The organism is Anabaena sp. UHCC 0399 (assembly GCF_034931465.1).
In the GTDB taxonomy this organism is placed as follows: domain Bacteria; phylum Cyanobacteriota; class Cyanobacteriia; order Cyanobacteriales; family Nostocaceae; genus Trichormus; species Trichormus minutissimus.
Genome location: NZ_JAYGGZ010000031.1, coordinates 1 through 26,728, shown reverse-complemented (window position 1 = coordinate 26,728; position 26,728 = coordinate 1). Strand labels below are relative to the sequence as shown.

Here is a 26,728-nt window from a genome sequence, read left to right as displayed (position 1 = left end):
GGTACTCACTACTTAGCACTATTTTAAATAGATCCAGTCATCTTGGACTTGAGCGATCGCACCACCGGGAAAAGGATCGGTTTGCGATCGGTTGGGGGCTGCAATTAAGGCTGTTAATTTCTCGATATGTTCAAAATTAGGAGCGTCAGGAAGTATTTGTTGTAACACTTGACGCATCACTCGCCGTTGCAGTGCTAATGGTGCTTTTTGCAATACCCTACGGTTTAAGCGTAAAAGAAAAGAAGACAACGCATAACTTTCTAAGTTGTCTGTCACCTGTTCCCTGTCACCTGTCACCTCTTCCCGCAACTTCTGGGCGGCTTGTTCTAAATATTCCACTTCTGCTTGTAGTAATTCAGCCGTTTGGGCTATGGCTAGTTCAGCTTGGGGGTTAAAGTTTTGTTGTAAATAGGGGATTAGTTCTTGACGGATGCGGTTGCGGGCGTATTTTAAATCTTGATTGGTGGAATCTTCCCAGACTGACAAGTTAAACTCTTGACAGAATTGCTCTGTTTGTTTGCGGGTGACTTCTAACAGAGGACGCACTAACACAATATGATCAGTGAGGGGACGTTGCCAAGTTAGAGCTTGCAAACCATCAGCACCAGTCCCGCGAATTAAGTTGTAAAGGAGAGTTTCGGCGCGATCGCTGGCGGTGTGACCGGTGACTATATATTGGTAATTATTAGCTTGCGCGATCGCAATTAAAGCTTGATAACGCCAATTGCGAGCCTCCGCCTCACTATTTACGGATTTAATAGCTGTTTCTAAATAAAAAGATACACCCCAGTTTTTAGCTAAAGTTTCTACGTGCTGGGCATTAGCTTGAGAATCTTCACGCCAGCGATGATCACAGTGGGCAATACCTAAGTCCCATTCCCATTTAGGTTGTAATTCTAACAATAATTTAAATAAGCACAGAGAATCTTGCCCACCTGAAACCGCTACTAAAAGACTTTTTTGACGGTCAAATAGGTGGCGCGATCTGATAGTACGATGTATTTTTGCGTGTAGAGTAGTCCATACCATTGGGGAATTTTTCAGATGTTAATCTGATGATTTTTGTATGGAATCTTACCATACTGATTCCTTAGCAATTTGTTGGAGTTGTTGATGAATTTCGTAAATTTCATCTAATGGTGAATCAGGTTCATCAGGACAAAATTCTAAAGCCAGTCTAACTTTTCCTTTAATCCATCCCTGGGCTGTAAATTTCAAAACTTCACAATTTAAGCCTTGCGTATATAAATTTGCTTCTGATGTGTCTTCTGCACCAATATATTCTTTAATAGCTGTAATCAAATCCCGGACTTTAAAAGTTTTAGCAATATTTAATTTATTGAAGGTGTCTGGTTCTATGGTGACAACTTCATCATGATTCAGGATCTCAAATCCATCTGTCATAAAAATCTCCTGCAACTAAATTTATAATTTCGACCGATATAGTAGTTCATCCGTAATAAAATTCTATAAAGCCAAATCTGACCCCTACGCATAGTCATGATATTCGTAAAAGTCTTCATTACAAGTATCAACAAACTCAGTTATTTCACTTCCTTCTACGTAGTAGGTAAGCATAATTTCAGCAGCAGATTTCAAGCTCAATTCCTCTGGTTTATCCATGTCTTCGCGCAATAAACGCAGAGCAAATTCAATCACCTCCAGCCGTTCTATATTTGGCATCTCCTTGATTGCTTTTAAGATTTGGGCTTTTATCATATTGTTTACAGTTATTTAGTATTGCAAAAGAATAATCGTGATGAAATCCCCTCTCAACTTGCTAAGAGGGGATAAAACTGTTAAAAAAACCACCCGTAAGAATGTAACCCTTTACCTAAAAGATTGACACCGAGGTAGCAAATCCAAACGACAACCAAGCCACTGGCGGCTAAAATTGCGGGACGACGACCTTGCCAACCGCGAGTGATTCTTGCGTGGAGATAGGCGGCGAAAACTAACCAAGTAATTAAAGCCCAAGTTTCTTTCGGGTCCCAACTCCAGTAAGAACCCCAAGCCTCGTTAGCCCAAACTCCACCAGCAATAATACCGATGGTGAGTAGAGGGAATCCCAAGCCAATGATCCGATAGCTGATATTATCGAGGGTTTCAGCTAGGCTTAGGCGTTGGGGTGAAAGGGTTTCAGCATCTGTTACTGTTGCAGATTGGGGAGTAGTAACTAAGTTTAAAACGGCGGTGTTGCCGTTGCCATTGTTATTACTTTCAACACGCACAAAGCCATTACTTTCTACTGTTGGTGTTGCTGGTTGTGAAATTAGTTCACCTGCTTTGTGCAAACGATAGCCATTGGTACGATAGCCACCATTACCGACAGAACTGCCTTGTAGTTGAATATTTTTTCCGCGAGTAACGACCAAAAAAGCGATCGCTAGCAATGAACCAACCATCAAAGCCGAGTAACTCAACATCATGACGCTGACGTGCATCATCAGCCAATTAGACTTCAACGCTGGTACTAGCGGCTCTGCTATTTGCATCTCTGATGGTAATGTCAAGGTAGCAAAAGCAGCGATACCCATAGCTACAGGGGCAGTAAAAACACCTACTAGGCGGCTACGACTAGAATTTTCTGCAATCAGGTGAACCGTAGTAATTCCCCAAGCTAGGAAAAATAGGGATTCATACAAATTACTCAAAGGAAAATAACCAGCTTCTAGCCAACGCGCACCTAGTAGGGTAGCGATACACAAATTAGCGATCGCCATACCAGCCGTTCCTAAAGCATTAGTGGCGGGCAGATTGGGAAACGTTGCGCCCACCCAATACACCAGCATGGTAATAAATAAGACAGCAAATGAGGCGTTATCCAACCAATTCTGGAGTAAAACCAGATTCATAAAGTGTTCTCCGCAGGGGATGTTTGAAAATTTTGATTCTGACTGTTCTGATCCTAATCTGTTTCAGGAATTCAAAATTCAAAAATTTATGAGGATTGAGTATGGGGGTAAAATCTTCCCTGCTCTTCTGCTTCTCTTCCCCTAAACCCTCAATTTACTTATCCACTTTTTTGAGTGTCAAAAAAATATCATAGCGGGTGCTGCGATTGTCACTGATGGCAGATGTCATACCAATAGACCGTGTAGCAGCTAGCAAGGTTTGTTGTTGGGGAATCAGTCTTGGTAGGGGAAAATTTTTCGTGATTTTTTCTACGTCCATGTAGAATTGACCATTTGTGGGATTGGGTTCTGTCGGTACTGTCTGTTGAAATGCCAGACTGTTAGCGAGGCTGGTACTAGGTTTTGGAAGAATCTTATCGGTGATGGGAGAGCCGATTGCTAAGAAAGCGACATCTCCATCTAACCAACCGTGAGTGGCGGTGAGTGTTCCAAACGGACTAATCCAGTTAACAACAGATTTACCCGCTACTGTTGTTGATTTGATTTGGAACTGGTACTGAGTTTTCATCACCTCATCTAGCTGTTTGATGGATGTCTCAGCTAATTGCCGTAGGCTTTGCCCATCATTGGCATCGCTTGCTTGAATCATCAACACAAAAGCAGCACGAAAATCTTGTGAAGAACCAGGTTTGGGAGTTCCAGGAATCACTGCTACAGCAACCTCACCTTTCATCCAACTGAGAAAATCCTGTTCTAAATCCATGCTGGTAAGTGATTTCACTCCACTCCGCATTTGTTCTGGTGTAATGGGTGACAGAGGATTGCCTTGGGATGTTAAAACGTATTCACTCCATAAACGCTTTAAATTTCCTCCAGACAGCATCATTAAGGTTTCTGCTGGGACGCGATTTTGCATAGTTCCAGCTTTATTTTCTACAGCCAAAACCCTTTGACTATGAGGATTAAGCCAAGAAACTCCTCTAATACGTAACCCTTCTGATTCTAATGTTACAGTTCCGGCTAAACCTTGGTTGTTTTGCAGCTGGGCTAAAACTTGAGCAGGTAAACGTCGATTGGGAGTTGTAGATCCTATTTTGGCTGCGTTAGGTACGTTGATATAAAACTGCGCCAAGGGTTGATAGCTAGCAATTTTCGGGAAATTTCCGGCAAAACCGCCTACAGTCGCCAAGGAGGTTCTACTTTTGTAGGCGTTGATTGTACGTTCTGTTGTCTGGGGATTATCTGTAATCACCAAAAATTTTCCATCTAGGAATGCAGCTGATAAGTTTTCTCCAGGCTGTCCTTGACTTTGTTTGATGGTAATCCCTTGATAAGTACGCTCAATCCATTTACCTTGTTTGAGGGTTTGTGGTTGAGCAAAGATAGTTTTAGCTTTTTCAGCGTTTTTTACTGGTAAAACCATCACCATCGACTGCGAATTACTGGCAGGATTCTCAATGGTGGAAACTGGTTTAGGGGCTGATTTATCGATTTGGGGGGCTAAAATTGCCAAGGTAACTTCATCGCCTACCCACGGTTGAATGTCTTTCTCAAAGTTGTAACCGTTATTGGTAAGAAAGCGATCGCGTAATTGGACTAAGCTTTGATTAAGTTGTGCTTGAGTTTCCTTTGTGCCGAATTCCTGTAGTTTCTGCCATTGTTTGGTGTCGGTAGTTAGGGAAACAGCAAATAACGCATCACTAGGAATAATATTTGCACCCGTGAGCAAATCTCTATAAAATAGCTGTCCTTGACTAAAAAACCAGTATGCTGCACTCCCCACACCAATTAATAACCCGGCACCTGAGAGTGTCAATACTAAAGAAGATTTCTTGCTTTTTTTCTTGGAAGCAGACAATATGGGTGGTTTCACGTCGCTTCGCTCCGAATTCAAAAGTCAAAAGTCAAAAGTCAAAATTAAAACAAGCTTTAATATTATTGGCAAATATTTCTATGCTTTGCCATTTGGGTGAGTTACCTGTGTCGCGCCGAGGTATTTACTTAAATATGGCGAGAAAACCTCGTAAATCAAAGTCAACGGTTGACCATGATGCCAAAATAAATAATGGCGACCCCAAAAAGGCCCTTCTACCTCAAATCCTGCCTCTAGGGCTGGTGAGTATCCGTAATAAATGCCGCGCACGTCTCTATATAACTCGGTACGGAGACGCCCTAGACTTGCCCAAATCGTTAAGGAACGGTTCTGTAAATACTCGTCTACATGACTAGCTTCCCACCATGAGGTAGCATAAGCCAATCGCTGACCTGAAGCAGTTCGTAGCCACACTTGTCGCCTCAGTCTTGGCTCTGGGACAGATTTAATTAAATCTGGCGCACCATCCAAATCTGTGCCAATCAATGACATATCAATCACATCTACTTCTGTAGACTCACCTGTAAGTAGTTCTAAGTGCCTCGTTGGTGAGCCATCGCCAAGCAGTAGCATTTGCCAGGCCGGAGCTAGTTGAGTGTGGGGCAAACTTTTTTTAATTACTTCCTCCCCACCTTGCCAAATTGGGGTAAGGCGATGCCATGCGGTTGGTAGTGTTGAGTTGTTACTTGAAGTAAAAATTGCAGTCAATGTTCTTTACAAAAGTTTACCTACTTCTATAAAAGCACAAAAAACTAGAATTAAGTCCATAGTTATTAGTCAGTCAATCAATAGGGGTGTCAGGATAAGCAGAATTTAACCCTACACCCACTCAAGATTAGCAAGTCAAGCAATCTAAAATACTTGACTGTTGACTTTGGTACTAAAAAATGCGGATGGCGAGACTCGAACTCGCAAGGCAAAGCCACACGCCCCTCAAACGTGCGCGTATACCAATTCCGCCACATCCGCAAGAGTTTCACGACTATCTATCATAGCACAATAAACATGAATATATAAAGGTAATTAGCAATTTAGCCAACTTTACCAAAAATTTAATTTTGCAGGATCACAAATTTCCCGAAGGAGGATACGAGACTGACAGAAATATAGTAGCTCTACAAGTGATATTAAATGGGGAGTGGTGAGTAGAAAGTGAATAACCATACTCAACACTCATAACTCAGGATTGAAGCACACTCAGCACGGGCTGCGTCCTGCTCGTGCATCCTACTCTAGATGAGGCTGGTAAATCTCCTGTCATAATTTGAGATAAAGCGATCGCTCGTTTTGCAACTTGGATGGGAGACAATTTCTATCTACTGGTACAGATATCAAAGCTCGAAAGTCACTAACCCAGGGCTAAAGCCACTGGGCTTGCAAGAGGGGGAATAACCACTTCCTCTTCATCAAGTTAAACAAGTGTCTAGCTATCTAAACTGAACTGTCTAGGCGTGGTAGCCCAAAACACGTTAAGAATGCTTCCCTAGTTTTTTACCTCTGTGGCAGTCAGTAGCGAAGGGATATAAACACCTAGCAATAGGATTTATCATCAATGTTCATTCCCGTGGTTGACCAAAATAACCGCTCTTTGATGCCAACAACCCCTAGCAGGGCAAGACGTTGGATTAAGTCAGGCAAAGCTACGCCATTCTTTAAAAAAGGAGTATTCTGTGTCCGATTAAATCAAGAACCAAGCAATAGAAATACCCAGCCAATAGCCGTTGGTATTGACCCTGGAGCAAAACGCGAAGCATACACAGTTAAATCACAATCTCACACTTATCTAAACATCCAAGCTCACGCAGTTGATTGGGTGAAAGACCATGTAGAAGTTCGTCGAAATATGCGGCATGCAAGGAGATTTCGTCACACACCATGTAGGCAAAATCGCCAAAACAGGCTTGTAAACAAGCAAAAGTTACCCCCATCGACAAAAGCTAGATGGCAATGGAAATTACGTATTTGCAAGTGGTTAACGTTAATTTTTCCGGTTTCAACTTTTGTAGTTGAAGATGTTCAAGCCAAAACATGGAAAGGTGCGAGAAAGTGGAACGCAATGTTTAGCCCGATAGAGGTTGGGAAAACGTGGTTCTATTCAGAGCTAGAAAAATTTGCCAATTTAGAAACCAGGACAGGTAACGACACTTACGAAATGCGTCAAAGCTTGGGTTTGAAAAAATCTCAAAATAAACTATCGAATAAGTTTGATGCTCATTGTGTTGATTCTTGGGTATTAGCTAATTGGTTTGTTGGCGGACACCAAAAGCCAGAAAACACCCAACTAATTGAAATTGTGCCATTAGAATTTCACCGTCGTCAACTGCACCGACTGCAACATACTGCTGGGCATACCCGTTCTCGATATGGTGGAACAATTAGTGCTGGTTTTAAGCGTGGTTCAGTGGTGAAGCACCCCAAATTCGGGTTTTGTTATGTAGGTGGTTGGCAAGAATCACCAACTAAAAAAGACCCGGACAGAAAAACAATTAGCTTACACAGTCTTGGAACTGGTAAGCGATTAACGCAGAATGCAACCCCCAAAGATTGCTTTTTTAAATCTTATGGCTCATGGAGAATATCCACTGCGACTAAATTCGCTTGAGTCGTGTTTCCTCTCAGTGCTGAAGCGACTGAGTTTCCACACTTACCACGATATCCTATGAAGTTTGACAAAATATTAATTGCCAATCGGGGAGAAATCGCCCTTCGCATTCTCCGCGCCTGTGAAGAAATGGGGATTGCGACGATCGCGGTTCACTCGACTGTTGACCGGAATGCTCTGCACGTCCAACTTGCTGATGAAGCGGTTTGCATTGGTGAACCGGCTAGCAGTAAAAGTTATTTGAATATTCCCAATATTATTGCAGCAGCTTTAACGCGCAATGCCAGTGCCATTCATCCTGGCTATGGTTTTTTGTCGGAAAATGCCAAATTTGCAGAAATTTGTGCAGACCATCACATTGCGTTTATTGGCCCCACGCCGGAAGCAATCAGGTTGATGGGGGATAAATCCACCGCGAAGGAAACCATGCAAAAAGCAGGAGTTCCTACTGTACCAGGGAGTGATGGCTTGGTAGAAACCGAGGAAGAAGGATTAGCAATTGCCAAAGACATCGGTTATCCAGTCATGATTAAAGCCACGGCTGGTGGTGGTGGGAGAGGTATGCGCTTAGTGCGATCGCAAGATGAATTTGTCAAACTGTTTTTAGCCGCCCAAGGTGAAGCAGGTGCAGCCTTTGGTAATGCTGGCGTTTATATCGAAAAGTTTATCGAACGTCCCCGCCACATTGAATTTCAAATTTTGGCTGATAATTTTGGCAATGTCATTCACCTAGGTGAACGGGATTGCTCAATTCAACGCCGCAACCAAAAGCTACTAGAAGAATCTCCCAGCCCTGCACTTGACTCAGACCTCCGGGAAAAAATGGGACAAGCAGCCGTCAAAGCTGCCCAGTTCATTAACTACACCGGTGCAGGTACTATCGAGTTTCTCTTAGATAAATCCGGTATGTTTTACTTTATGGAAATGAACACCCGGATTCAAGTAGAACATCCTGTAACTGAGATGGTGACTGGGGTAGACTTGCTAGTTGAACAAATTAGAATTGCTCAAGGGGAAAGACTGAGGCTAACTCAAGACCAAGTAGTTTTGCGGGGTCATGCGATCGAATGTCGCATCAACGCCGAAGACCCCGACCATGATTTCCGCCCAGCCCCCGGACGCATTAGCGGTTATCTTCCCCCTGGAGGCCCTGGGGTGCGGATTGACTCCCACGTTTACACCGATTACCAAATTCCCCCCTACTACGATTCCCTCATCGGTAAATTAATCGTTTGGGGGCCAGATCGTGCTACTGCTATTAACCGCATGAAACGCGCTCTCAGGGAATGTGCAATTACTGGGTTGCCCACGACAATTGCATTTCATCAAAAAATTATGGAAAACCCCCAGTTTTTAGCGGGTCATGTTTACACCAATTTCATTCAGGAGATGAAATTGTAAGGGACTAGGGATTGGGAAGGGTAAAGCGTAAAGCGTAAAGCGTAAAAGATTGAGAAATATCTTATTTTCAGATTACTACCTGTCCCTTCCTGATCCCGAACTCAGGTTGGTTTAGATGTAGATAATGGGTGGCGATCGTAAATCGGGTAGATATACGGAATAATTTTCAATATCATCCTTTTTCGGATAATAGGCACGAAAATTTATTGATCTCCAACCCAGCTTAAGTTTATATACGGTAAGAATTTGATAATAGTTTTCTGAAATGTCGGTGGTAAATAACTAGCAGGCTATTTGTCAGTAGCGACGTGCTTCCCACCCAGCTTTGCTAACGCTGCTCCTCTTCATGCAGAGAGCGATCGCCTTTTATGGGCATTTTTCAATAAAATTGTCATCAAATGCTTATGAGTTAGCCCTGGATTGCGATGAGCTACGCTCCACTTTATAGCGATATCTGCTACTCAATTTTCGAGATATCAGCAGTCCCTCGCTCTAGTACAGTTCTAAGCAGTATAGATTGGAATTATCTAACAGTGCTTGAATTGCCTGCACTCCAGAGCGAATTAGCTCTTCGACTTGGTTAGTTGGTGTATTCCCGCAGCGTAGCCATACAACTTTGGGTGGTGAACCGTACAAACGGCTTCGTTCTGCAAAATCTGCATCTTGAGTGACGATGCAAAAGTCATTTTTTCTAGCAAATTCCCAAATTTCAGTGTCAGTCTTCTCTTGCAGTTGATGAAACTGCACATGACTGGAATCAGGAAAAATATCTGCTATTCGAGTTACAAGCTTACGGCTCAAATTCTGATCAAACAGTAGTTTCAAGACACACCCACCGAGGCAACGAGACGATGCTCTCGATCAGCCGCAAATTCTAAACAAGCTCTGATATCTGCTTCTGTCAACTCAGGAAAGTCATCTAGAATCTCAGTGTGAGACATACCTGCTGCTAGCCAACCTAGAACATCGTAAACAGTGATTCTCATGCGTCGAATACAAGGTTTTCCACCTCTTTTGTCGGGTTCTATAGTAATGATCTCGCGGTAACTCATCTTTTTTACAGGCTGTGTTCAATAAAATTGTCATCAAATGCTTGTGAGTTCTCCCTGGATTGCGATGAGCTACGCTGCACTTTATAGTGGACGAAGCCAGGGCGGAGCATCGTCGCGTCATGGGCGTTCTGAAAACTTATGTCCATGCACAATTTTTAACTGACACGAGACATCATGGTGATTAATCCCTGCTGACCTAAGAGAATTTCTCTTAGCAAGCTCAAAATCCCAACCCAAATAATAGGGGTGATGTCAACTCCGCCTATGGGTGTTACTAGTTTTCGCAAAGGGATTAAAAATGGTTCAGTTGGCCAGGCAATGAGATTAAACGGCAACCGATTCAGATCCACTTGCGGATACCAAGTAAGAATAATGCGGAAAATAAACAAAAAAGTCATTAGCCCCAGCACAGGGCCAAGAATCCAAGCAGTTAAGTTAACAGCAGTCATGGAATTGATCTGAGCTACTATTTGTGGACAGAGAACAAACTTAAGGCGCAAGCTGAAAAGAAAAATTTAAGCTTTGTAAAGCATTCTCTATTTAAATTCTAACCAAATGCGGTTAATTATTAGCGCGTATCGAAAAGTAACTAAGCTCAAGACTGCATTCAAGCTGATCTAGTTTTCCCTATTTTCTGTCCCCTGTCCCCTGTCCCCTTTTCTTTGTTGCCTTTCAACACAACAGGCTTCTCAAGGATGTGATACACCATTAGAATTATGATGAAGTGTGTAAATAAAGGTTGAGATCCATGACACCATCTTTATCAAATTTTCTTTGGAGTCTAGGTTGGGGTACTTTAATTGTTGTTATCCCTGCTACGATTGGTTTGATTTTTATCAGCCAAAAAGATAAAATCCAACGTTCCTAATGTTTGAGGGAGTCAGTTCGACTTTCTCAAACGATTGTCTGTCAGCTTATTAGACCTGTTGCTGACAGACTTAAGCTTTTTTTAGCTTGCGGTGAATAGCTTCAGAGCTTCTTTGCCAGTTGCTTTGAAGCTTAAATATTATATTGTGATTGCGTAAAGTAGTGATTTTAAGTGTGGCTCGTTAACATAGATTTGATATTGGGATAAAGAACAATGCTAAATTTTGGGCTGAACTCAGCCAGTGTTCTGGCTCAGGTAAATTTTGGAACGAACTCAGCCAGTATTCTAGGGATTTTCCTGGCTGTGGCTGGGGCAGCACTGTATTTTCTCCGTACCGTGCGTCCAGAACTGTCAAGAGATCAAGATATCTTTTTTGCGGCTGTCGGCTTACTGTGTGGGTTCATTCTTGTTTTCCAAGGATGGCGTTTAGACCCGATTTTGCAATTTGGTCAACTGCTTTTGGTGGGGACAACTGTATTTTTTGCTATTGAAAGTATTCGCTTACGGAGTATTGCTACTCAACAAGCTAAACGTAACACTCCGATTGTGGATGAGCGCGAGGTGAGCAGAGATTACTCGTATAACAGGAAACGGAGCGGATACGAAGCTGAAGTGGAATCAGACTATGAACCACTACCTTATCAAGAGGAGGAAGAAGAAGAACGTCCTGTACGCGCCCGGATTCGACCTAGCAGAGATGATCGTTCCTCTCGTGATGACTATTATGAGGAGCAACCACCCCGCAGGGAACGCCGCACCAGTAGCGACAGACCAGAGCCGACGACAGATAGAACGTCGCGCCGCCGTCCTCCTACGCGTCCATCCAATCGGACTCCTGAAAGATACGAACAAGAAGATTGGAGTTCTTCCTCTAATAAAGAAGTTGATGATTGGGAAAGTTCCAGCCGAGAAACCAGAAAACCTTCTCGTCGGGGTAATAACACTTCCCCTCGCTCAGAAGTAAACGAAGATACGCCACCCAGACCAAGAAAACGTCGTCCACCTGCTGATACCAATCCTCGCAGACAGATAGAGGATGATGAAGCAATCCCAACTGATTATGTACCGTATAAACCCATAGATTCATCAGATGTAGATTCTGATAATTCTACAGATTATGAGGATGTATAAAGCGGTCGGGATAGATGTAAGCTTATAGGCGACGGAAAACAGTAGATATCTGAGGTGAAAAAATTTACTTCTCAGTTTTGGCTGCAAAAACCAATTTATTGGAGCTTAGTTTTTGGTTTGACCGCTTTGCTAGGCTCTTGTGGCTCTGGTGATATTCCTCTTGGCCCTACTTCCCTTAATAGTCGCTACACAGAAGAACAACCAGCTTTAAGTGGTAATGGTCGCTTTTTGGCGTTGATTTCTCATCGTAATAATACTCATCGGTTACTTGTGTATGATTTGCAACAGCAAAGTTTTATTAGTACACCAGGCTTAAATCGACGCGAAACAATTATCGAAAGTCCTAGTCTCAGCTACACTGGACGCTATATTGCTTACCTGACCAGTGACCAAGGTAGACCAGTGGTAGCACTGTACGATCGCGCCACACAACAATCACAAATTGCCACCCCAACTTATCGCGGTTGGGTCAGAAATCCTGCTATCAGTCCCGATGGACGTTATATAGTTTTTGAAACCGCCGCCCGTGGTCAGTGGGATATTGAAGTTCTCGATAGGGGTCCGAATATTGAGTTAGATATTCCCAATGGTGCGACTGTGAATCCGCCACAGTAAATTCAAAATTCAAAATTCAAAATTGAAGAGTGACTGGAACTAGGGGTTAGGGAAACAAGGAGAGAAACTTTGACCAATGACTAATGACTAATGACTAAACTGACTAATGAATAAACGTATTTTTATTCCTATATTTGCTTGTACAGGCTTATTAACTGGCTGTTTTGGCTATCCTCGGTTGGTGAGTTATCCTTTTGATCCAGGGGGTAGGAGTCTTAATAGTCTTGCGTCGGAACTCAATCCGCAAACTTCGGGTAGATATATTGTGTTTACTAGCGATCGCCGGGGTAGCCAAGACGTTTATTTATTTGATACCCTGGCGCGTAATTTAATCGAATTACCGGGTTTAAATGCTTTAGATACGATCGCCTCTCATCCCAGTGTTTCCGAAGATGCTCGTTATATTGTGTTTGCTGCTAGCCGTCAGGGGCGATCGGCTATTTTTCTCTATGATCGGGAAACACGGCAAGCACGCAATTTAACTGGCAACCTACAAGCAGAAGTCCGCAACCCTACGATTAGTGCTGATGGCAGTAGGATTGCTTTTGAGTTGAGTAATAACGGGCAATGGGATATTTCAGTCTATGACCGTTTTGGGCAGCCTGTAAACGTCCCTCAAGATCCACGATGAGGGAGTGCTGAGTGCTGTTAGCGGTAGCGCGGCGTTTAGCCGGTGCTGAGTGCTGAGTGCTGAGTGCTGAGTAATGAGTAATGAGTAATGAATGATTAGTTTTCTCCCCAGTCCCCAGTCCCCAGTCCCCAATCCCCAGTCCCCAATCCCCAGTCCCCAGTCCCAAGTTATTTAATTTTGAATTTTGAATTTTGAATTTTGAATTGATTTGTCACCTCTCCCCTTCCTCCTGTTTCACAGCTTCAATGAGCGATCGCACTTGTTCTGTTCCCTCGGATGGCTCAAATGAGAGGGGAAATTTACCTTTGGCAATCATGCGTAATCCTAGCGGTGCAAGACTAAGTAACCCTCTGAGGTCTTTAAAGTAGTTACCAACTACTTGTACACCAAATTGTCTTTCATCAATCCAGCCACCTGCTTTGACTAAATCAACTAATACTTTGCGGTGGCGAATTGAGCGACTGTCACTAGCTTGTTTATGGGTGAGAATCTCCTGTTTAATTTTAGTGATTTGCTCTAAGGGGGCGACTTCCATTGGACAAACTGCATCACAGTATAGACAACGGGTACAGCCCCACACGCCTTTAGTCCCTTCGTTGTAATTTTCTAGGCGATCGGCTGTATCGCTGTCGCGCAAGTCAGCAACCATACGGTAGGCTTTAGCGAGAGCGTGAGGTCCGACAAAATCGGGATTGACTTCACGAGCATTGCATTCTGAGTAGCAAGCACCGCACATAATACAGTTACCAGTTTGATCTAGAAGCGATCGCTCTTCGGGTGTTTGCAAAAACTCTCTTTCTGGTACAAGTCTTGCGGCGGTACTAACATAGGGCGTTACCGCTTCTAAATTATTCCAGAAACTACTCATATCCACGACTAAATCCTTAATCACTGGCATATTACCCAAGGGTGCGATCGTGATTTCTGGAATATTATTGGCTGGATTTTTCAATCTTGCTAGTTCACTACCCACATTTTCTTTACAAGCTAGAGCTGATCGTCCATTAATTCGCATCGCACAACTACCACAAATAGTATTGCGACAATTTTTGCGAAATGCTAAAGTTCCATCCTGCTCCCACTTAATGCGATTAAGGCAATCCAAAATGGTATTGCTAGATTCTGTCTCTAAAAGGTAAGTTTCCACAACAGCAGCAGAATTTTGCTGTTGCCGAATGATTTTAAAATTAACTTCCATGATTACCAACCAAATTCTTAAAATTGCTGCATCAGCCTAAAAAATCTTGTGTAAAGGCTGGTGGTTGCAAAAAGTGAGCTATATATATTGTTGCCCCTAATTCGAGGATTGGCATTAATAGGCTGATCCTTCAAGAGCGACTGATTCTAGTTTAAAGATAACTAAGATAATTTCAGTCGTAGAACGACCATCAGCTAGATTTATATTGCCATCTCAGATCGGATGCAAAAATTGATTGTAGTGTATTATTCTAATTACCTGTTTGGCAGGATCAGTCAAGGGGGTTTACCAGGAATGAATATAGGTTTATCCTCTATATTGGCGAAATATATACAATAAATGCTCTTGAGGTTAATGAGACATCTTGAAGTCAACATCTAAGAGCATAAAGATTCATAAAACACCTCAAAGAGTTACTAAATTTTAAATCTTTTGTCTGTATTGAAGCATTAAAGCTGAAAATGAACATTTGATCGTCGCATAAAGTCTCCAGCAGAAGTGAGTAAATTTATTCTTCCCATAGACAGACGTACATAAAACAGCAGACCTTTTTCTCTAAAGACAATAAACCAGGAGGGTAATACTCAGAGCTTTTTGTCTGGGCTGAATCAAGATAACCAAAGGATATAACTTACTCATCAAAACTGCTCATCTGAATTTAGATTAATTTTTATAAAAGTCATACAGCAATAGTCACTCTTCGTCATGAACCCTAAATAAAATCCTTGCTGCTTTTTGTTTCTAGGAGCTAGGGGATTTAGATATAAGTTTACTTGCAAGTTAAATTTTAAAATAAACAATTATTTTGCTATTATTAGTCCATGCTAGTATTTAATATAAAATTACGAAGCAACAAAACCAGGATCAATCGCTGTACAAGTACAGCCAACACTGTTTAGTTTCTTTGTAGTCTAGAGACAGAAATTTCATGTCTCGACAGGTAGGACAAAAGGGTGTATGTCCGTAAGACCATATTTAAATACGATGCTGTCCTTAGCTCAAGAGTAAAGTAGGTAAAACCTGAGAACTCAAAAGCTATAAAGGTAGGCAGTGCAAAAGTAAAACCTGTAATTTCTTTGGTCTATAACTTCTTTGTAACGGTAAGACCAAAAGAAAAAATGATTGCCTTCCCAATCATGAATAATGGTTTAAAATGCCGTAAAATCACCGAAACTAATACCTGTGGAACTCATGACCTCTCATCTGTTGTGGTCATCCATAATAGAGGTACTTGAGGACAATATCAGCAGGAATTCACCCTTTAACTTGAAGTCCCCAGTAGCTTTGTAAAAATGCTAAAAAGTCAAATACTGGAATAGGACGACATAATTTATCAGTTTGGAGAGAGTAAGGAAAACTTAAGAATAATGAGTGAAACTGCAACCGCGCCTTTAACTGGAAAATCACTGCTGGCAAAGGTAAAAGAACTTTCTAATTTACCACGAAGAGAAAGAGCCAAGCAGTGTGGTTATTACACTGTTACTAAGAATAACCAAGTCCGCGTCAATCTTACTGATTTTTATGATGCTTTGCTATCGGCTAGAGGAATTCCTCTGAGTCCAGAAGCACCAAAAGATGGTCGTGGTCGTGAACCGACATATCGTGTTAGTGTTCATCAAAATGGTCAAATTGTGATTGGTGCTACATACACCAAAGCAATGGGCTTAAAACCAGGTGATGAATTTGAAATCCGACTAGGATACAAACATATTCACTTGATTCAACTGGGTGAAAGCGATAAGAAGCTTGTACCTGATGTAGATATTGAAGACGCTGACGAAGATTTGGAAGACGAAGAATAAAAAATTTTCTGGTACTGGGAGTGAGTTTCCGTAACTTATCCCTAAAACCAGAGGAAACTAGTGTTCCTAATTAAATAATTTTGTCTAACCCAAAAATACGATTAGACCCCTTGCAGAAGTCACCAATTTTGGTAGAGTCTTGATTAATCACCAAGATGTTTACTCTGCAAGAATTTTATCGTGATTTTTTTGTTTAGTTTGACTAATTTCCTTCAGCCATCCATCAACAACGTACTGGCATTTATGAAAGATGCACCAGTAATAGTTGTCGTGATGGCATTTTTCATTGCTTGGATAGGTTGTTGGCTACCAGTTGCAGTCATATTACTAAGACTGCTACATTGGCAACCCATAAAACCGCTACAACCAGAGCAAAAATTACCATTAATTGTCTCATTGTATCTATTAGCACCTCTGATTGTTTGGGGTGTTATTTGGCTAACTAATAGTTCTTTTTCAGACTATGGATTTGCGCCTAATTTTGCCATGCTAGGCTCTTTAGCACTAGGTTTTGGGTTAGGAGTGTTAACTATAGCTATTTCATATACCTGTCAATTTTGGCTAGGTTGGTGCGACTTTAAAAAATTAAGCCCCAAGCAAATAGCATCTATTTTGCCATCTATTTTATTGATAGCGTTGCTGGTTGGGGGGATAGAAGAATTAGTATTTCGGGGTTTTTTATTGACGGAGTTAGAGCGAGATTATTCTGTATGGATAGCAGCAGCAGTTTCTAGCATAATTTTTGCTGTCTTACATTTAGTTTGGGAACAACAGGAAACCATCCCCCAACTACCGGGACTGTGGTTATTGGGAATGATGTTAGTGTTAGCGAGGATATGCGATCGCCATAACTTAGGTATAGCCTGGGGATTACATTCAGCTTTAGTATTTGCGATCGCTACTATAGATACAGCCCAACTAGTCACTTATACAGGTAAAGTTTCCGAGTTGTGGACTGGGAAAAACAAAAAACCCCTAGCCGGGGTTGCGGGAATTACTTGTGTTTTAGGAACTAGCTTGATTCTCTGGTTATTTTCTGTGTATTTTTAAACCTTAGTGTCCCACTAGGTAAAACTCTACGCCAGAAGGCGTTTCTTAATATACTTTTTGAACTTCTAAAAAAGCGATCGCGCCCTGAAATCTACCAACGCGATCGCTAATTGCTCTAACCAATAAACCCAATTACTGTACTAATCACACGATGGGTAATAGGCAGACTATCTATCACCATTGCCAAACACAGCAGCATCATGTAGGAGATAGAGAACAGAAACACATCTCTAGCTACAGTGCGGTCTTCGGGGTTGTGTAACAAACACCAAGACTTGCGGATAAATAATCCTCCTAAACCGGCTGCGAAGGCGGCGTAAACGATGCCGCTAGCGTGTAAAGGAAAAACTAGTAACATCGTCGCTACGACTGTAATCAGGGTGTAGTACCAAATTTGCTTCACCGTGACTGTAGCACCTTCCACTACAGGTAGCATGGGAATGCCCACCTTGGCGTAATCATCACGAATCATCAGAGCTAAAGCCCAGAAATGGGGCGGTGTCCACAAAAAGACGATCGCAAAAATTAGCCATGCAGCCCAGCTTAAAGTACCTGTAACTGCTGCCCACCCGACTAAAGCGGGAATCGCCCCAGCCGCGCCACCAATGACAATATTTTGGGTACTATGACGCTTTAGCCAATGGGTGTAGACCAAAATATAAAAAATAATGCCAGAGAATGCGAGGGAAGCAGCTAGGAGATTAGCAAATACTGTGAGGAGGGTAAAAGAAAGTATTGCCAGTGCGATCGCAAAAATCAGAGCATCACGGGGCTGTACTCTCCCGGAAGGCATGGGACGATGACGCGTCCGTTCCATGTCGTAATCAATATCTCGGTCATAAATGCAGTTAATTGTCTGCGCGCTCGCTGCTGCTAAAGTCCCACCAGCCAGAGTAACTAACAACAGCAAAGGGTCTACTGCGCCTTTTGCCGCAATCCACATACTCCCGGCAGTAGTAATTAGTAGCAATGGAATAATTCTAGGTTTAGTAAGCTGATAATAGCTTTGGACTACCTGAAGAAAGGTTTCGTGGTGGCGAGAGACATTAGTCTCGATCATTTTTGCTTTAATTCCTTTTTTTTCAAGAACTTATGTGCGGCCATTGCTCTAGATTGGTAATCCTTGCCTTTACTACTGCCATGTAGAGAGTGTTGAGTTAAAAGGCAGGGAGTAGAGTTTTGAGCTTCATTTGTAGGAAGAAAGTCTGCCAACGATGGGTGGAAGTCAAAACGCTTCCTGCTTTTTCGCTCAGATCCCTTCCTCCTCACTGTTTCATACTTTTTTGGTGTCAGTAGTTCATTATCAACATGGGGATTGGGCAGAAAAAGTCAAAAGTCAAAAGTCAAAAATTCTTTCATTTTGAATTTTGAATTGGTTTGTCACCTGTCACCTATCACCTCAATCTCACCGTTTGCAGCCCAGTCCCGCAGTGAGAGAACTGTAAAACCTACCAAAACACCTAAAAGTGTCGCACCTACAGCTTGATGAGTGACAGTCAGAGGCTCGACTTGTAGATGTAATCGGTAGGTAGCAAATCCCAACAAGATTTGTAAAATTAACAACCCACCTGCCATATTAGCTAGTTTCCGCAAAGCTGGGTGTAGTGCTGGTGTACGCCAGGAAATCAACACTACGGCTAAAGTTGCGACTGTAGGCGGTACTAAGCCGAAAATGTGGCTATACATCACGCCACACAGTTGAGAACCACCAAAGCACTGATGTAACGCCCAACGAGAGCCGACCAAAGCACCCAATAGACTTTGCAAATAAACTAAAATCGCGGCTGTTAAACCCACCCAAGGTAGTTTACCAACGTTGCCTGTTCCCTGGTAGGGAGTCAGAGCCATGCCAATAATCAGTAGGGTAATGAAAAACAATAACGCCGTCCCCAAGTGGGCTGTGACGATATCAAATCGTAACAATTGGGTAACTGTGAGTCCGCCCAAAATCCCTTGGAAGACGATTAAAAACAGGGCAAATGTCCCCGCCCAAGGTAGCCAACGGGGTAACGCCTGGCGATGCCACCAGGATAAACCAAACAAAGCGATCGCACTAATGCCAATTAAACTGGCATCCAAACGGTGAAACCACTCCAAAAACACTTGGAGATTCATTTGCTTGGCTGGTACTAGTTCTCCATAGCAAAGTGGCCAGTCTGGGCAAGCCAGCCCAGCATTCATCACGCGGGTAGCACTGCCTATAGCCATCAAAATCAAGGTGGCTATGCTCATTTTCCACACGAGGCGACGAATTACTTCCTTGGGCTTTTGCTGCTCTGTTGCTGCTTCATTTTGTTGTTTTAGGACAAATTCGCTCATGAACAATACCTTCTGCCCACTTTTTGGTAGAACTTCTTAAAATTTGTAATTTTCATACCGACCCATATCCACCCTAGCGTATATACCAAGGTTTATTGATGGGCTTTCTTCTAATAATTTGAATCACTTTTGCCCTTGCTAGCCAGAAGCTTTAGGTATTTTTCAAGTTGTCAGCAATTGGTTATTATCAATACCATTTCATTTGCTAAATTTTCCTTAAATTTTTCTAATTTTTGATATCTACTCTGGAAAGTATGTAATAAATCTCTTTTACTCAAGATTAGGAAAATACTCGAAAAAATTAATAAAAATTTCAGACCTTTCGGGTCAATATCTAATAGCCTAGATTACCTTAGTAAGTAAGTCGCTTCGAGATAACGTCATTAATTCATTTAAGTGAGCCGTGAAAATCCCAAGTTCCATTTGGACATTATTAATTGGTATCGGGCTAACCCTAACAAGCCTATGGTACGGTCAAAATCACGGTTTGTTGCCAACAGCAGCCTCGGATGAAGCCGTGCTAGTAGATGGTCTTTTTAATACGATGATGACCGTCTCAGCAGGTATATTTTTGATTGTTGAAGGTGTATTAATTTACTGTGCAGTTAAATATCGTCGCCGGGCAGGTGATAATGAAGATGGCCCCCCAATTGAGGGTAATGTACCTTTAGAGATACTTTGGACAGCGATCCCCGCAATTATAGTTATCGGTATTTCTGTCTATAGCTTTGAAGTTTATAATGACATCGGTGGGTTTGATCCCCACTCCGTCCATGAATCCCCAATTATGCAGGAATCGATGGCAATGCCTGGGGCGGCGATCGCTGCAACTTTAAATGATACGCCTCCTAGCAATGCGCCTAACCTCAATCAGCAGAAATCTGATGAGGCGATGCAAGACCCAGCAACCGCCGCAGTCCGCAATGCCGACCAAATTCCCCAAAAACGGGATGCTCCAGGTGTAGGTAGTGTGTCTCCTAGTATTGGTGCTAGTCCTGAAAATGCCGGCAAACCACCCGGATTAAAAATTAACGTCACAGGTTTACAATACGCTTGGATTTTTACCTATCCCGAAACAGGTATCACCACTGGGGAAATGCACGTTCCCATTGGGCGGGAGGTGCAAATTAATATGACAGCTAATGATGTGATTCACGCCTTCTGGGTCCCCGAATTTCGGCTGAAACAGGATGTGATCCCTGGTAGACAAAGCGAACTCCGCTTTACGCCAAAAGTTGCGGGTGACTATACTCTCATCTGTGCTGAACTGTGCGGCCCATACCACGGCGCGATGAGAACACAGGTGGTAGTGGAGAAACCCGAAGCATTTGAAAAATGGATGCAAGAGCAGTTAGTTGCGAATAATAACACTCTTAAGGAAGCAGTTGCTGTCAACCCAGTTAACCTAACTCCAGATGAATTCCTCGCACCTTATACCAAAGACATGGGAATTCAACCAGAAATGTTACATCACATTCATAAATAACGCCGTGTGCAACTTTCTCTCAAACCTAACCCCCAACCCCTTCCCTACAAGGGAAGGGGAGCAAGATTTAAAGCCTCTCTCCTTGCAGGGGAGAGGTTTGGAGGGGGGTTTCAAAAATAAGTTGCACATCGCGTTAAATAGTCAAAAGTCCACAATCCAAAGCCATAAACAATAACTACTGACTAATCACCATTGACTATTGACTCTTAACCATGACACAAGCTCAGTTACAAGAAACTGCCAACATCCCTGCTCATATTCCAGAACCAGGGGTCAGAAAATGGCAAGACTACTTTAGCTTCAATACCGATCACAAGGTAATTGGACTACAATATCTAGTCACTTCGTTCATTTTTTACTGCATTGGCGGCGTTTTAGCTGACTTGGTGCGTACAGAATTGCGAACCCCAGAAGTAGATTTTGTCAGTCCAGAACTCTACAACAGCCTATTTACACTGCACGCCACAATCATGATTTTCTTGTGGATTGTGCCAGCCGGGGCAGGTTTTGCTAATTATCTAATTCCCCTGATGATTGGGGCTAGAGATATGGCATTCCCTAGGCTGAATGCTGTAGCTTTTTGGATGATCCCCCCAGCTGGCTTGTTGCTGGTTGCTAGTTTAGTCATCGGGGATGCAGCCGAAGCCGGTTGGACTTCCTACCCTCCCTTAAGTTTGGTGACAGGACAGGTGGGTGAGGGCATTTGGATTATGAGTGTCCTGCTGTTGGGTACATCGTCGATTTTGGGGGCGATTAATTTTCTCGTCACCCTGCTAAAGATGCGTATTCCCAGTATGGGCTTCCATCAAATGCCCTTGTTCTGTTGGGCGATGCTGGCTACTTCAGCGTTGGTTTTGCTGTCAACACCAGTATTAGCCGCAGGTTTGATTCTGTTGGCTTTTGACTTATTGGCAGGAACAACATTTTTTAACCCAACTGGCGGTGGTGATCCGGTAGTTTACCAGCATATGTTCTGGTTTTACTCCCACCCGGCAGTATATATCATGATTTTGCCGTTCTTTGGGGCAATTTCAGAGATTATACCCATTCACTCCCGTAAACCAATTTTCGGTTATAAAGCGATCGCTTACTCATCGTTAGCCATCAGTTTTTTAGGGCTAATTGTCTGGGCGCACCATATGTTTACCAGTGGTGTTCCTGGTTGGTTGCGGATGTTCTTTATGATCACCACCATGATCATTGCCGTACCTACAGGGATTAAAATTTTCAGCTGGTTGGCGACGATGTGGGGTGGCAAAATCCAGTTCAACAGTCCCATGCTGTTTGCTATGGGTTTTGTCGGGACTTTCGTAATTGGTGGGATTAGTGGTGTAATGTTGGCAGCTGTGCCTTTTGATATTCACGTCCACGACACTTACTTTGTAGTAGCACACCTACACTATGTGCTGTTTGGTGGTAGCGTGCTGGGTATTTTCGCAGCCATTTATCACTGGTTTCCGAAAATGACGGGACGGATGTTTAATGAAACTTGGGGTAAAGTACATTTTGCTCTGACAATTGTGGGTTTGAATATGACCTTCCTACCCATGCACAAGCTAGGTTTAATGGGGATGAATCGCCGGATTGCTCAGTACGACCCCAAATTTACCTTGCTAAATGAAATCTGTACTTATGGTTCGTACATCCTAGCTGTTTCCACCTTCCCCTTCATCATCAACGCTATATGGAGTTGGTTGTACGGCGAGAAAGCTAGCAATAATCCGTGGAAAGCTCTTACCTTAGAGTGGATGACCACCTCACCACCAGAAATTGAGAACTTTGAAACTCTCCCAGTCTTGACCACAGGCCCCTACGACTATGGGGTAAAACACGCACCCGCGAATGTATCTCCATCTGAGAATCCTGTATTCAGGGCTGATCTCGATGAGCCATACCCTAGCATTGAGTCGGATGTAGAGACTAGAACCTAAGAAGAAACAGAGGAGACGAGGGAGAATTTCTTCCCTCTCCCCCATCCCCAATATATTCACACTTCACACTTGTCAAAATTCATGCAAAGTCAAACTATTGACCCAGCGAAAACGGAACTGAATCATCACCACGCGGCGGCGGTTGAGCATCATGAAGAACATCCCGATCATCGCCTGTTTGGGATATTTGTTTTCTTGATTGCTGAAGGGATGATTTTTATGGGGTTGTTCGGAGCTTATTTAGCTTTCCGTTCAACTTTACCTGCGTGGCCGCCAGCAGGTACACCAGACTTAGAATTATTGTTACCTGGAGTGAATACTGTCAATCTGATTGCTAGTAGTTTTGTCATGCACAATGCTGATACTGCTATCAAAAAGAATGATACGAAGGGTATGCGTACCTGGTTAGCAATTACTGCCGCAATGGGTGCGATTTTCTTGGTAGGACAGGTTTACGAATATACGCATCTAGAATTTGGTCTGACGACTAATTTGTTTGCTAGTGCGTTTTATGTGTTGACTGGTTTCCACGGTTTACACGTAACTATCGGAGTTTTAGCGATTGTGGCTGTGTTATGGCGATCGCGCACTCCTGGTCACTACAGTAACGAAAAACACTTCGGTGTGGAAGCTGCGGAAATCTACTGGCACTTTGTTGACGTGATTTGGATTATTTTGTTCGGATTACTGTATTTACTGTAGGTATTCTTTATTAGTTGTTCACTCCACGCGGACAACTAAAAATTCTGCCCCCCCTATGGGGGTTTTTTTATTGCTCTGTAGATATTCTTTAGGTTGAAAATAGACTTTTTTACCACAGAGACACGGAGACACAGAGAAGAAAATATTATTTTATGTTTGAGTGTACTTTGATTGATTGTATAAAAAGTCATTTTACATAATAGTCAGGTTTGCATACGAGTGATCGTAACTACTTTGTTAGAATTGGTCAGAACTTTTATGCTTAGTTCGGTTGATTGGGTTGGCAAATGTATACAAAGTTCTTATCAGTAATTTTGCGATCGCGCACAGTAGGTGTTTCATACTGCTAGAGGAGACAGGAAAATATGACTAAAACAGCCTTAATTACCGGAATTACTGGTCAAGATGGCTACTATCTCAGCCATTTACTCCTCAAGCATGGTTATAGAGTGGTGGGCTTGGTATCTCCACACCGACAAACGAATTTAGCAAAATTGGGTGACTTAGCTAACAAAGTGGAAATCTACACTGTGGACTTAAGAGACAGCACCGCAATTTTGAATGCAGTAGAACAACTCCGTCCCCAAGAAATTTATAATTTGGCTGCACCTAGTTTTGTCCCTGATTCTTGGAAAGATCCACTAGGAACACTAGACCTAATTACTGGGACTGCTACACGCTTATTAGATGCAGTCCGACAAGTAGGTTTATCTACCCGGTTTTATCAGGCTAGCAGTTCCGAAATGTTTGGGGATGTTTTCTGTTCTCCTCAAGATGAAGAAACCCCCTGTAGACCCAAAAATCCCTATGCAGCAGCCAAACTACACGCTCATTGGACAATGGTGCATCACCGTCAACGCTATGGTTTATTTGCTTGTAGTGGAATTTTGTACAATCATGAATCACCTCTACGTCCACAACAATTTGTTACCCGTAAAGTTTCTTTGGCCGCAGCATCGATCAAACTTGGTCTAGCTGACAAGCTGGAAATGGGTAGTCTTGATGCTAAACGAGATTGGGGTTTTGCCGGTGATTACGTAAAAGCTATGTGGCTCATGCTACAAGTTGATGAGCCAGAGGAATATGTAATTGGCACAGGTAAACTACATAGCGTTAGGGAACTAGTATCTATAGCTTTTGAATGTGTAGGATTAAATTGGCAAAATCACGTAGTCATAAATCCTAATTTACTGAGAACAGACGAGCATTTTCAACTAGTAGCTAACCCCACTAAGGCGAAAAAGAATTTGGGTTGGGAAGGGCAAATCAGTTTTGAGAAACTTTTGGAGCAAATGGTACAAACAGATATAGAGCGATTGCAAAACGGTAAAATAGCTGAAGTGTCTAGCAAACAACTGCTAGTAGAGTAGGGTGTCTTTGATGACATTCTTAATTCATGCACTGTTATGTATAACAAGAATATAAATGCTAATTGATCCGGTGGCAGAAAAAACTAATTTAGGTGAAGATTTCAGTCAACAAGTTAATCATGTTTTCGTCTTCTTAGAAATTTTTGCACTGGAAGGCGGCATTCAATCTTATGTGAAGGATATTTTTCGTGCATATTCAGGCTTGGGTGCAGGTTATCAAGCAGATGTATTTTTGTTGCGCGATAGTCCCGATTGTTCAAATCCGTTTGAGTGCGATGGTCTACGACCGACGGTTAGTCATCGCTTAAAATTTCATTACTTTAAAAATCAGTCGCCCCAGATAGGTAGAATTACAATGGCTGGGGTGTTACTTAAGTATTTATTGCAAAAACGCCCCCAACGGGTTTTCTGCGGTCATATTAAACTAGCTGCACTCATCCAAACTCTTTGCCAACCTTTGGGAATTCCTTACACCATCCTCACCTACGGTAAGGAAGTTTGGGAAGCACTGCCAAAACGAGAACGTCGGGCATTAGCCGCAGCCAACGACATTTGGACAATTAGCCGCTACAGTCGAGATCAAGCCTGTGCTGCTAATGGTATAGATCCTCATAAGGTAAAAATGCTACCTTGTGCTATTGATGGGGATAGATTTACTCCCGGTGCAAAGCTACCCGAATTAGTGACGAAATACGGCTTAACGGATGCTAAGGTCATCATGACCGTGGCGCGATTGTGGTCAGGAGATATATATAAAGGTGTAGATGTCACTATTCGCGCCCTACCTAAAATATTGCAGGTGTTCCCAGAAGTAAAATATTTGGTTATTGGTCGTGGTGATGACCAACCTCGATTAGCACAGCTAGCCCAAGATTTAGGTGTAAGCGATCGCGTCATCTTTGCTGGTTTTGTACCCACAGAAGAGTTAATAGCACACTACCACCTCGCTGATGCCTATATCATGCCTTCTCAAGAAGGTTTTGGCATTGTTTATCTAGAGGCCATGGCCTGTGGCATCCCAGTATTATCGGGCGATAATGATGGATCTGCTGACCCCTTGCAAGATGGTAAAGTCGGGTGGCAAGTCCCCCACCGTAACCCAGAAGCTGTAGCCGCAGCTTGTATAGAAATTCTTCAAGGAGAAGATCAGCGTTGTGATGGACAATGGCTAAGAGAACAAGCGATCGCTAATTTTGGTCAAGCTGCCTTGCAACAGCAACTTTTGTCTCTACTTGACTAGAAATAGGTGACAGGGGACAGGGGAAAGTAACTAATAACTAAACTCGTTATCCTAGATAAAGAGCAAGATAATATTTAAAAATGCGGCTTAACAATTCTCAACTGAATCTTTTGAATCTCCGTCCCTTGCTGACACTGTTAGCAATTACTTGGTTGCTGGCTTCTTTGGGTTTGGGCTGGTTAGTGAATTCGTTAGTGATTCTTTTTGGATTGCTATTGCTAGCCCCTGTAGTAGCGTTTTTCGGTTTACGCTGGTGGTTGGAACGCAACTTAGTGGCTGATAAATGTCCGGTCTGTGCATATGAATTTACAGGTTTAAATAAGAGCCAATTGCAATGTCCTAACTGTGGAGAACAACTAACAGTACAACAAGGTCATTTTCAACGCTTCGCACCAGAAGGGACAATCGATGTCACAGCAGTAGAAATACCAAGTCAGCAATTAGAAGATTGAATTGGGGAATCAGTCAGGTTTCCATCCCCTATTTCTTATGCCAATACCCAACCCAAATCATTGAATTATCGTTACTCATGCGTAATTCCTCTCTATCTTGCGTCTCATAGAGAAGATGGAGAGGAATAGGCGCGATCAGTTAAATTTTTT

General features: G+C 42.6%; 26 protein-coding genes and 1 tRNA gene. 14 read left to right on the top strand and 13 right to left on the bottom strand.

Annotation, left to right across the window (positions count from 1 at the left end; genetic code table 11):
* Positions 1–18 precede the first annotated feature (18 nt).
* The 7 genes from tilS to VB693_RS17115 form a co-directional block, all read right to left on the bottom strand.
* Entirely contained in the window at positions 19–1,029 is a 1,011-nt protein-coding gene (gene tilS, locus VB693_RS17145; RefSeq protein WP_323267308.1) for a tRNA lysidine(34) synthetase TilS, read from the bottom strand.
* Positions 1,030–1,074: 45 nt separating this feature from the next.
* Positions 1,075–1,404 (bottom strand): KGK domain-containing protein, encoded by a 330-nt coding sequence (locus VB693_RS17140; protein ID WP_190703616.1) that lies wholly within the window; start codon positions 1,402–1,404, stop codon positions 1,075–1,077.
* Between the two features lie 84 nt (positions 1,405–1,488).
* A complete protein-coding gene (locus VB693_RS17135; RefSeq protein ID WP_323267307.1) occupies positions 1,489–1,719 on the bottom strand; it encodes a hypothetical protein in 231 nt (76 codons plus the stop codon).
* A gap of 80 nt (positions 1,720–1,799) precedes the next feature.
* Positions 1,800–2,855 carry a c-type cytochrome biogenesis protein CcsB gene (ccsB, locus tag VB693_RS17130; RefSeq protein WP_323267306.1) on the bottom strand — a complete coding sequence of 352 codons (1,056 nt, stop codon included), beginning with the start codon at positions 2,853–2,855 and terminating at the stop codon, positions 1,800–1,802.
* A gap of 154 nt (positions 2,856–3,009) precedes the next feature.
* The gene (locus VB693_RS17125; protein ID WP_323267305.1) at positions 3,010–4,728 is read right to left on the bottom strand and encodes a DUF3352 domain-containing protein; all 1,719 of its coding nucleotides are present in this window, start codon (positions 4,726–4,728) and stop codon (positions 3,010–3,012) included.
* A gap of 78 nt (positions 4,729–4,806) precedes the next feature.
* Complete coding sequence (locus tag VB693_RS17120) at positions 4,807–5,436, bottom strand: chorismate lyase (protein WP_323267304.1); 630 nt, start codon at positions 5,434–5,436, stop codon at positions 4,807–4,809.
* Between the two features lie 180 nt (positions 5,437–5,616).
* Positions 5,617–5,697: transfer RNA gene (locus VB693_RS17115), tRNA-Leu, on the bottom strand.
* A 583-nt stretch (positions 5,698–6,280) separates the two neighbouring features.
* Between VB693_RS17115 and VB693_RS17110 the strand changes: the two genes are divergently transcribed.
* On the top strand, positions 6,281–7,330 hold the full coding sequence (locus VB693_RS17110) for an RRXRR domain-containing protein (protein WP_323267303.1): 1,050 nt from the start codon (positions 6,281–6,283) through the stop codon (positions 7,328–7,330).
* Between the two features lie 57 nt (positions 7,331–7,387).
* Positions 7,388–8,731, top strand: a complete 1,344-nt coding sequence (gene accC / locus VB693_RS17105) for an acetyl-CoA carboxylase biotin carboxylase subunit (protein WP_237988582.1) — start codon at positions 7,388–7,390, stop codon at positions 8,729–8,731.
* A gap of 492 nt (positions 8,732–9,223) precedes the next feature.
* On the opposite strand, the gene VB693_RS17100 is transcribed toward accC, so the two are convergent.
* The 3 genes from VB693_RS17100 to VB693_RS17090 all read right to left on the bottom strand — a co-directional run bounded on the left by VB693_RS17100 (position 9,224) and on the right by VB693_RS17090 (position 10,232).
* Positions 9,224–9,556, bottom strand: a complete 333-nt coding sequence (locus VB693_RS17100; RefSeq protein WP_323267302.1) for a DUF5615 family PIN-like protein — start codon at positions 9,554–9,556, stop codon at positions 9,224–9,226.
* Complete coding sequence (locus VB693_RS17095; RefSeq protein ID WP_323267301.1) at positions 9,553–9,783, bottom strand: DUF433 domain-containing protein; 231 nt, start codon at positions 9,781–9,783, stop codon at positions 9,553–9,555. The genes VB693_RS17100 and VB693_RS17095 overlap by 4 nt, the downstream gene beginning before the upstream one ends.
* Positions 9,784–9,938: 155 nt before the next feature.
* Positions 9,939–10,232 (bottom strand): YggT family protein, encoded by a 294-nt coding sequence (locus VB693_RS17090; RefSeq protein ID WP_323267300.1) that lies wholly within the window; start codon positions 10,230–10,232, stop codon positions 9,939–9,941.
* 299 nt (positions 10,233–10,531) lie between these two features.
* On the opposite strand from VB693_RS17090, the gene psbX reads away from it, so the two are divergent.
* From psbX to VB693_RS17070, 4 genes are all read left to right on the top strand, one after another.
* Positions 10,532–10,651 (top strand): photosystem II reaction center protein PsbX, encoded by a 120-nt coding sequence (gene psbX / locus VB693_RS17085; protein ID WP_190703604.1) that lies wholly within the window; start codon positions 10,532–10,534, stop codon positions 10,649–10,651.
* A 213-nt stretch (positions 10,652–10,864) separates the two neighbouring features.
* Complete coding sequence (locus VB693_RS17080; protein WP_190703602.1) at positions 10,865–11,782, top strand: Ycf66 family protein; 918 nt, start codon at positions 10,865–10,867, stop codon at positions 11,780–11,782.
* A 54-nt stretch (positions 11,783–11,836) separates the two neighbouring features.
* Positions 11,837–12,397 carry a hypothetical protein gene (locus VB693_RS17075; protein WP_323267299.1) on the top strand — a complete coding sequence of 187 codons (561 nt, stop codon included), beginning with the start codon at positions 11,837–11,839 and terminating at the stop codon, positions 12,395–12,397.
* Between the two features lie 106 nt (positions 12,398–12,503).
* Positions 12,504–13,028 (top strand): Tol biopolymer transporter periplasmic protein, encoded by a 525-nt coding sequence (locus VB693_RS17070; protein WP_323267298.1) that lies wholly within the window; start codon positions 12,504–12,506, stop codon positions 13,026–13,028.
* A gap of 211 nt (positions 13,029–13,239) precedes the next feature.
* Here VB693_RS17070 and VB693_RS17065 read toward each other — a convergent pair whose 3' ends face one another.
* Positions 13,240–14,226, bottom strand: coding sequence for a succinate dehydrogenase/fumarate reductase iron-sulfur subunit (locus tag VB693_RS17065; protein WP_323267297.1), 987 nt, complete (start codon positions 14,224–14,226; stop codon positions 13,240–13,242).
* Between the two features lie 1,367 nt (positions 14,227–15,593).
* Between VB693_RS17065 and VB693_RS17060 the strand changes: the two genes are divergently transcribed.
* A complete protein-coding gene (locus VB693_RS17060) occupies positions 15,594–16,028 on the top strand; it encodes an AbrB family transcriptional regulator (RefSeq protein ID WP_190703592.1) in 435 nt (144 codons plus the stop codon).
* 180 nt (positions 16,029–16,208) lie between these two features.
* A complete protein-coding gene (locus VB693_RS17055) occupies positions 16,209–17,078 on the top strand; it encodes a lysostaphin resistance A-like protein (RefSeq protein WP_416233398.1) in 870 nt (289 codons plus the stop codon).
* A 115-nt stretch (positions 17,079–17,193) separates the two neighbouring features.
* On the opposite strand, the gene VB693_RS17050 is transcribed toward VB693_RS17055, so the two are convergent.
* Both VB693_RS17050 and VB693_RS17045 read right to left on the bottom strand, forming a co-directional pair.
* Positions 17,194–18,138 (bottom strand): heme o synthase, encoded by a 945-nt coding sequence (locus tag VB693_RS17050; RefSeq protein WP_323267296.1) that lies wholly within the window; start codon positions 18,136–18,138, stop codon positions 17,194–17,196.
* A gap of 320 nt (positions 18,139–18,458) precedes the next feature.
* Entirely contained in the window at positions 18,459–19,397 is a 939-nt protein-coding gene (locus VB693_RS17045; RefSeq protein ID WP_323267295.1) for a heme A synthase, read from the bottom strand.
* Positions 19,398–19,800: 403 nt separating this feature from the next.
* On the opposite strand from VB693_RS17045, the gene VB693_RS17040 reads away from it, so the two are divergent.
* The 6 genes from VB693_RS17040 (at position 19,801) to VB693_RS17015 (ending at position 26,578) form a co-directional block, all read left to right on the top strand.
* Positions 19,801–20,883: a cytochrome c oxidase subunit II gene (locus VB693_RS17040; protein ID WP_323267294.1), complete on the top strand. Its 1,083-nt coding sequence runs from the start codon at positions 19,801–19,803 to the stop codon at positions 20,881–20,883.
* Positions 20,884–21,095: 212 nt separating this feature from the next.
* A complete protein-coding gene (gene ctaD / locus VB693_RS17035; protein ID WP_323267293.1) occupies positions 21,096–22,814 on the top strand; it encodes a cytochrome c oxidase subunit I in 1,719 nt (572 codons plus the stop codon).
* Between the two features lie 81 nt (positions 22,815–22,895).
* Positions 22,896–23,516: a heme-copper oxidase subunit III gene (locus tag VB693_RS17030; RefSeq protein ID WP_323267292.1), complete on the top strand. Its 621-nt coding sequence runs from the start codon at positions 22,896–22,898 to the stop codon at positions 23,514–23,516.
* 365 nt (positions 23,517–23,881) lie between these two features.
* On the top strand, positions 23,882–24,886 hold the full coding sequence (locus VB693_RS17025; RefSeq protein WP_323267291.1) for a GDP-mannose 4,6-dehydratase: 1,005 nt from the start codon (positions 23,882–23,884) through the stop codon (positions 24,884–24,886).
* Between the two features lie 55 nt (positions 24,887–24,941).
* Positions 24,942–26,126, top strand: coding sequence for a glycosyltransferase family 4 protein (locus tag VB693_RS17020; protein ID WP_323267290.1), 1,185 nt, complete (start codon positions 24,942–24,944; stop codon positions 26,124–26,126).
* 80 nt (positions 26,127–26,206) lie between these two features.
* Positions 26,207–26,578, top strand: a complete 372-nt coding sequence (locus VB693_RS17015; RefSeq protein ID WP_323267289.1) for a hypothetical protein — start codon at positions 26,207–26,209, stop codon at positions 26,576–26,578.
* Positions 26,579–26,728 lie beyond the last annotated feature (150 nt).

Bases quoted from the DNA above. Each gene is read 5' to 3' on its own strand.
- tilS (WP_323267308.1), bottom strand. From the start codon at position 1,029: ATGGTATGGACTACTCTACACGCAAAAATACATCGTACTATCAGATCG.
- VB693_RS17140 (WP_190703616.1), bottom strand. From the start codon at position 1,404: ATGACAGATGGATTTGAGATCCTGAATCATGATGAAGTTGTCACCATA.
- VB693_RS17135 (WP_323267307.1), bottom strand. From the start codon at position 1,719: ATGATAAAAGCCCAAATCTTAAAAGCAATCAAGGAGATGCCAAATATA.
- ccsB (WP_323267306.1), bottom strand. From the start codon at position 2,855: ATGAATCTGGTTTTACTCCAGAATTGGTTGGATAACGCCTCATTTGCT.
- VB693_RS17110 (WP_323267303.1), top strand. From the start codon at position 6,281: ATGTTCATTCCCGTGGTTGACCAAAATAACCGCTCTTTGATGCCAACA.
- accC (WP_237988582.1), top strand. From the start codon at position 7,388: ATGAAGTTTGACAAAATATTAATTGCCAATCGGGGAGAAATCGCCCTT.
- VB693_RS17095 (WP_323267301.1), bottom strand. From the start codon at position 9,783: ATGAGTTACCGCGAGATCATTACTATAGAACCCGACAAAAGAGGTGGA.
- VB693_RS17090 (WP_323267300.1), bottom strand. From the start codon at position 10,232: ATGACTGCTGTTAACTTAACTGCTTGGATTCTTGGCCCTGTGCTGGGG.
- psbX (WP_190703604.1), top strand. From the start codon at position 10,532: ATGACACCATCTTTATCAAATTTTCTTTGGAGTCTAGGTTGGGGTACT.
- VB693_RS17080 (WP_190703602.1), top strand. From the start codon at position 10,865: ATGCTAAATTTTGGGCTGAACTCAGCCAGTGTTCTGGCTCAGGTAAAT.
- VB693_RS17070 (WP_323267298.1), top strand. From the start codon at position 12,504: ATGAATAAACGTATTTTTATTCCTATATTTGCTTGTACAGGCTTATTA.
- VB693_RS17065 (WP_323267297.1), bottom strand. From the start codon at position 14,226: ATGGAAGTTAATTTTAAAATCATTCGGCAACAGCAAAATTCTGCTGCT.
- VB693_RS17060 (WP_190703592.1), top strand. From the start codon at position 15,594: ATGAGTGAAACTGCAACCGCGCCTTTAACTGGAAAATCACTGCTGGCA.
- VB693_RS17050 (WP_323267296.1), bottom strand. From the start codon at position 18,138: ATGATCGAGACTAATGTCTCTCGCCACCACGAAACCTTTCTTCAGGTA.
- VB693_RS17045 (WP_323267295.1), bottom strand. From the start codon at position 19,397: ATGAGCGAATTTGTCCTAAAACAACAAAATGAAGCAGCAACAGAGCAG.
- ctaD (WP_323267293.1), top strand. From the start codon at position 21,096: ATGACACAAGCTCAGTTACAAGAAACTGCCAACATCCCTGCTCATATT.
- VB693_RS17030 (WP_323267292.1), top strand. From the start codon at position 22,896: ATGCAAAGTCAAACTATTGACCCAGCGAAAACGGAACTGAATCATCAC.
- VB693_RS17025 (WP_323267291.1), top strand. From the start codon at position 23,882: ATGACTAAAACAGCCTTAATTACCGGAATTACTGGTCAAGATGGCTAC.
- VB693_RS17020 (WP_323267290.1), top strand. From the start codon at position 24,942: ATGCTAATTGATCCGGTGGCAGAAAAAACTAATTTAGGTGAAGATTTC.
- VB693_RS17015 (WP_323267289.1), top strand. From the start codon at position 26,207: ATGCGGCTTAACAATTCTCAACTGAATCTTTTGAATCTCCGTCCCTTG.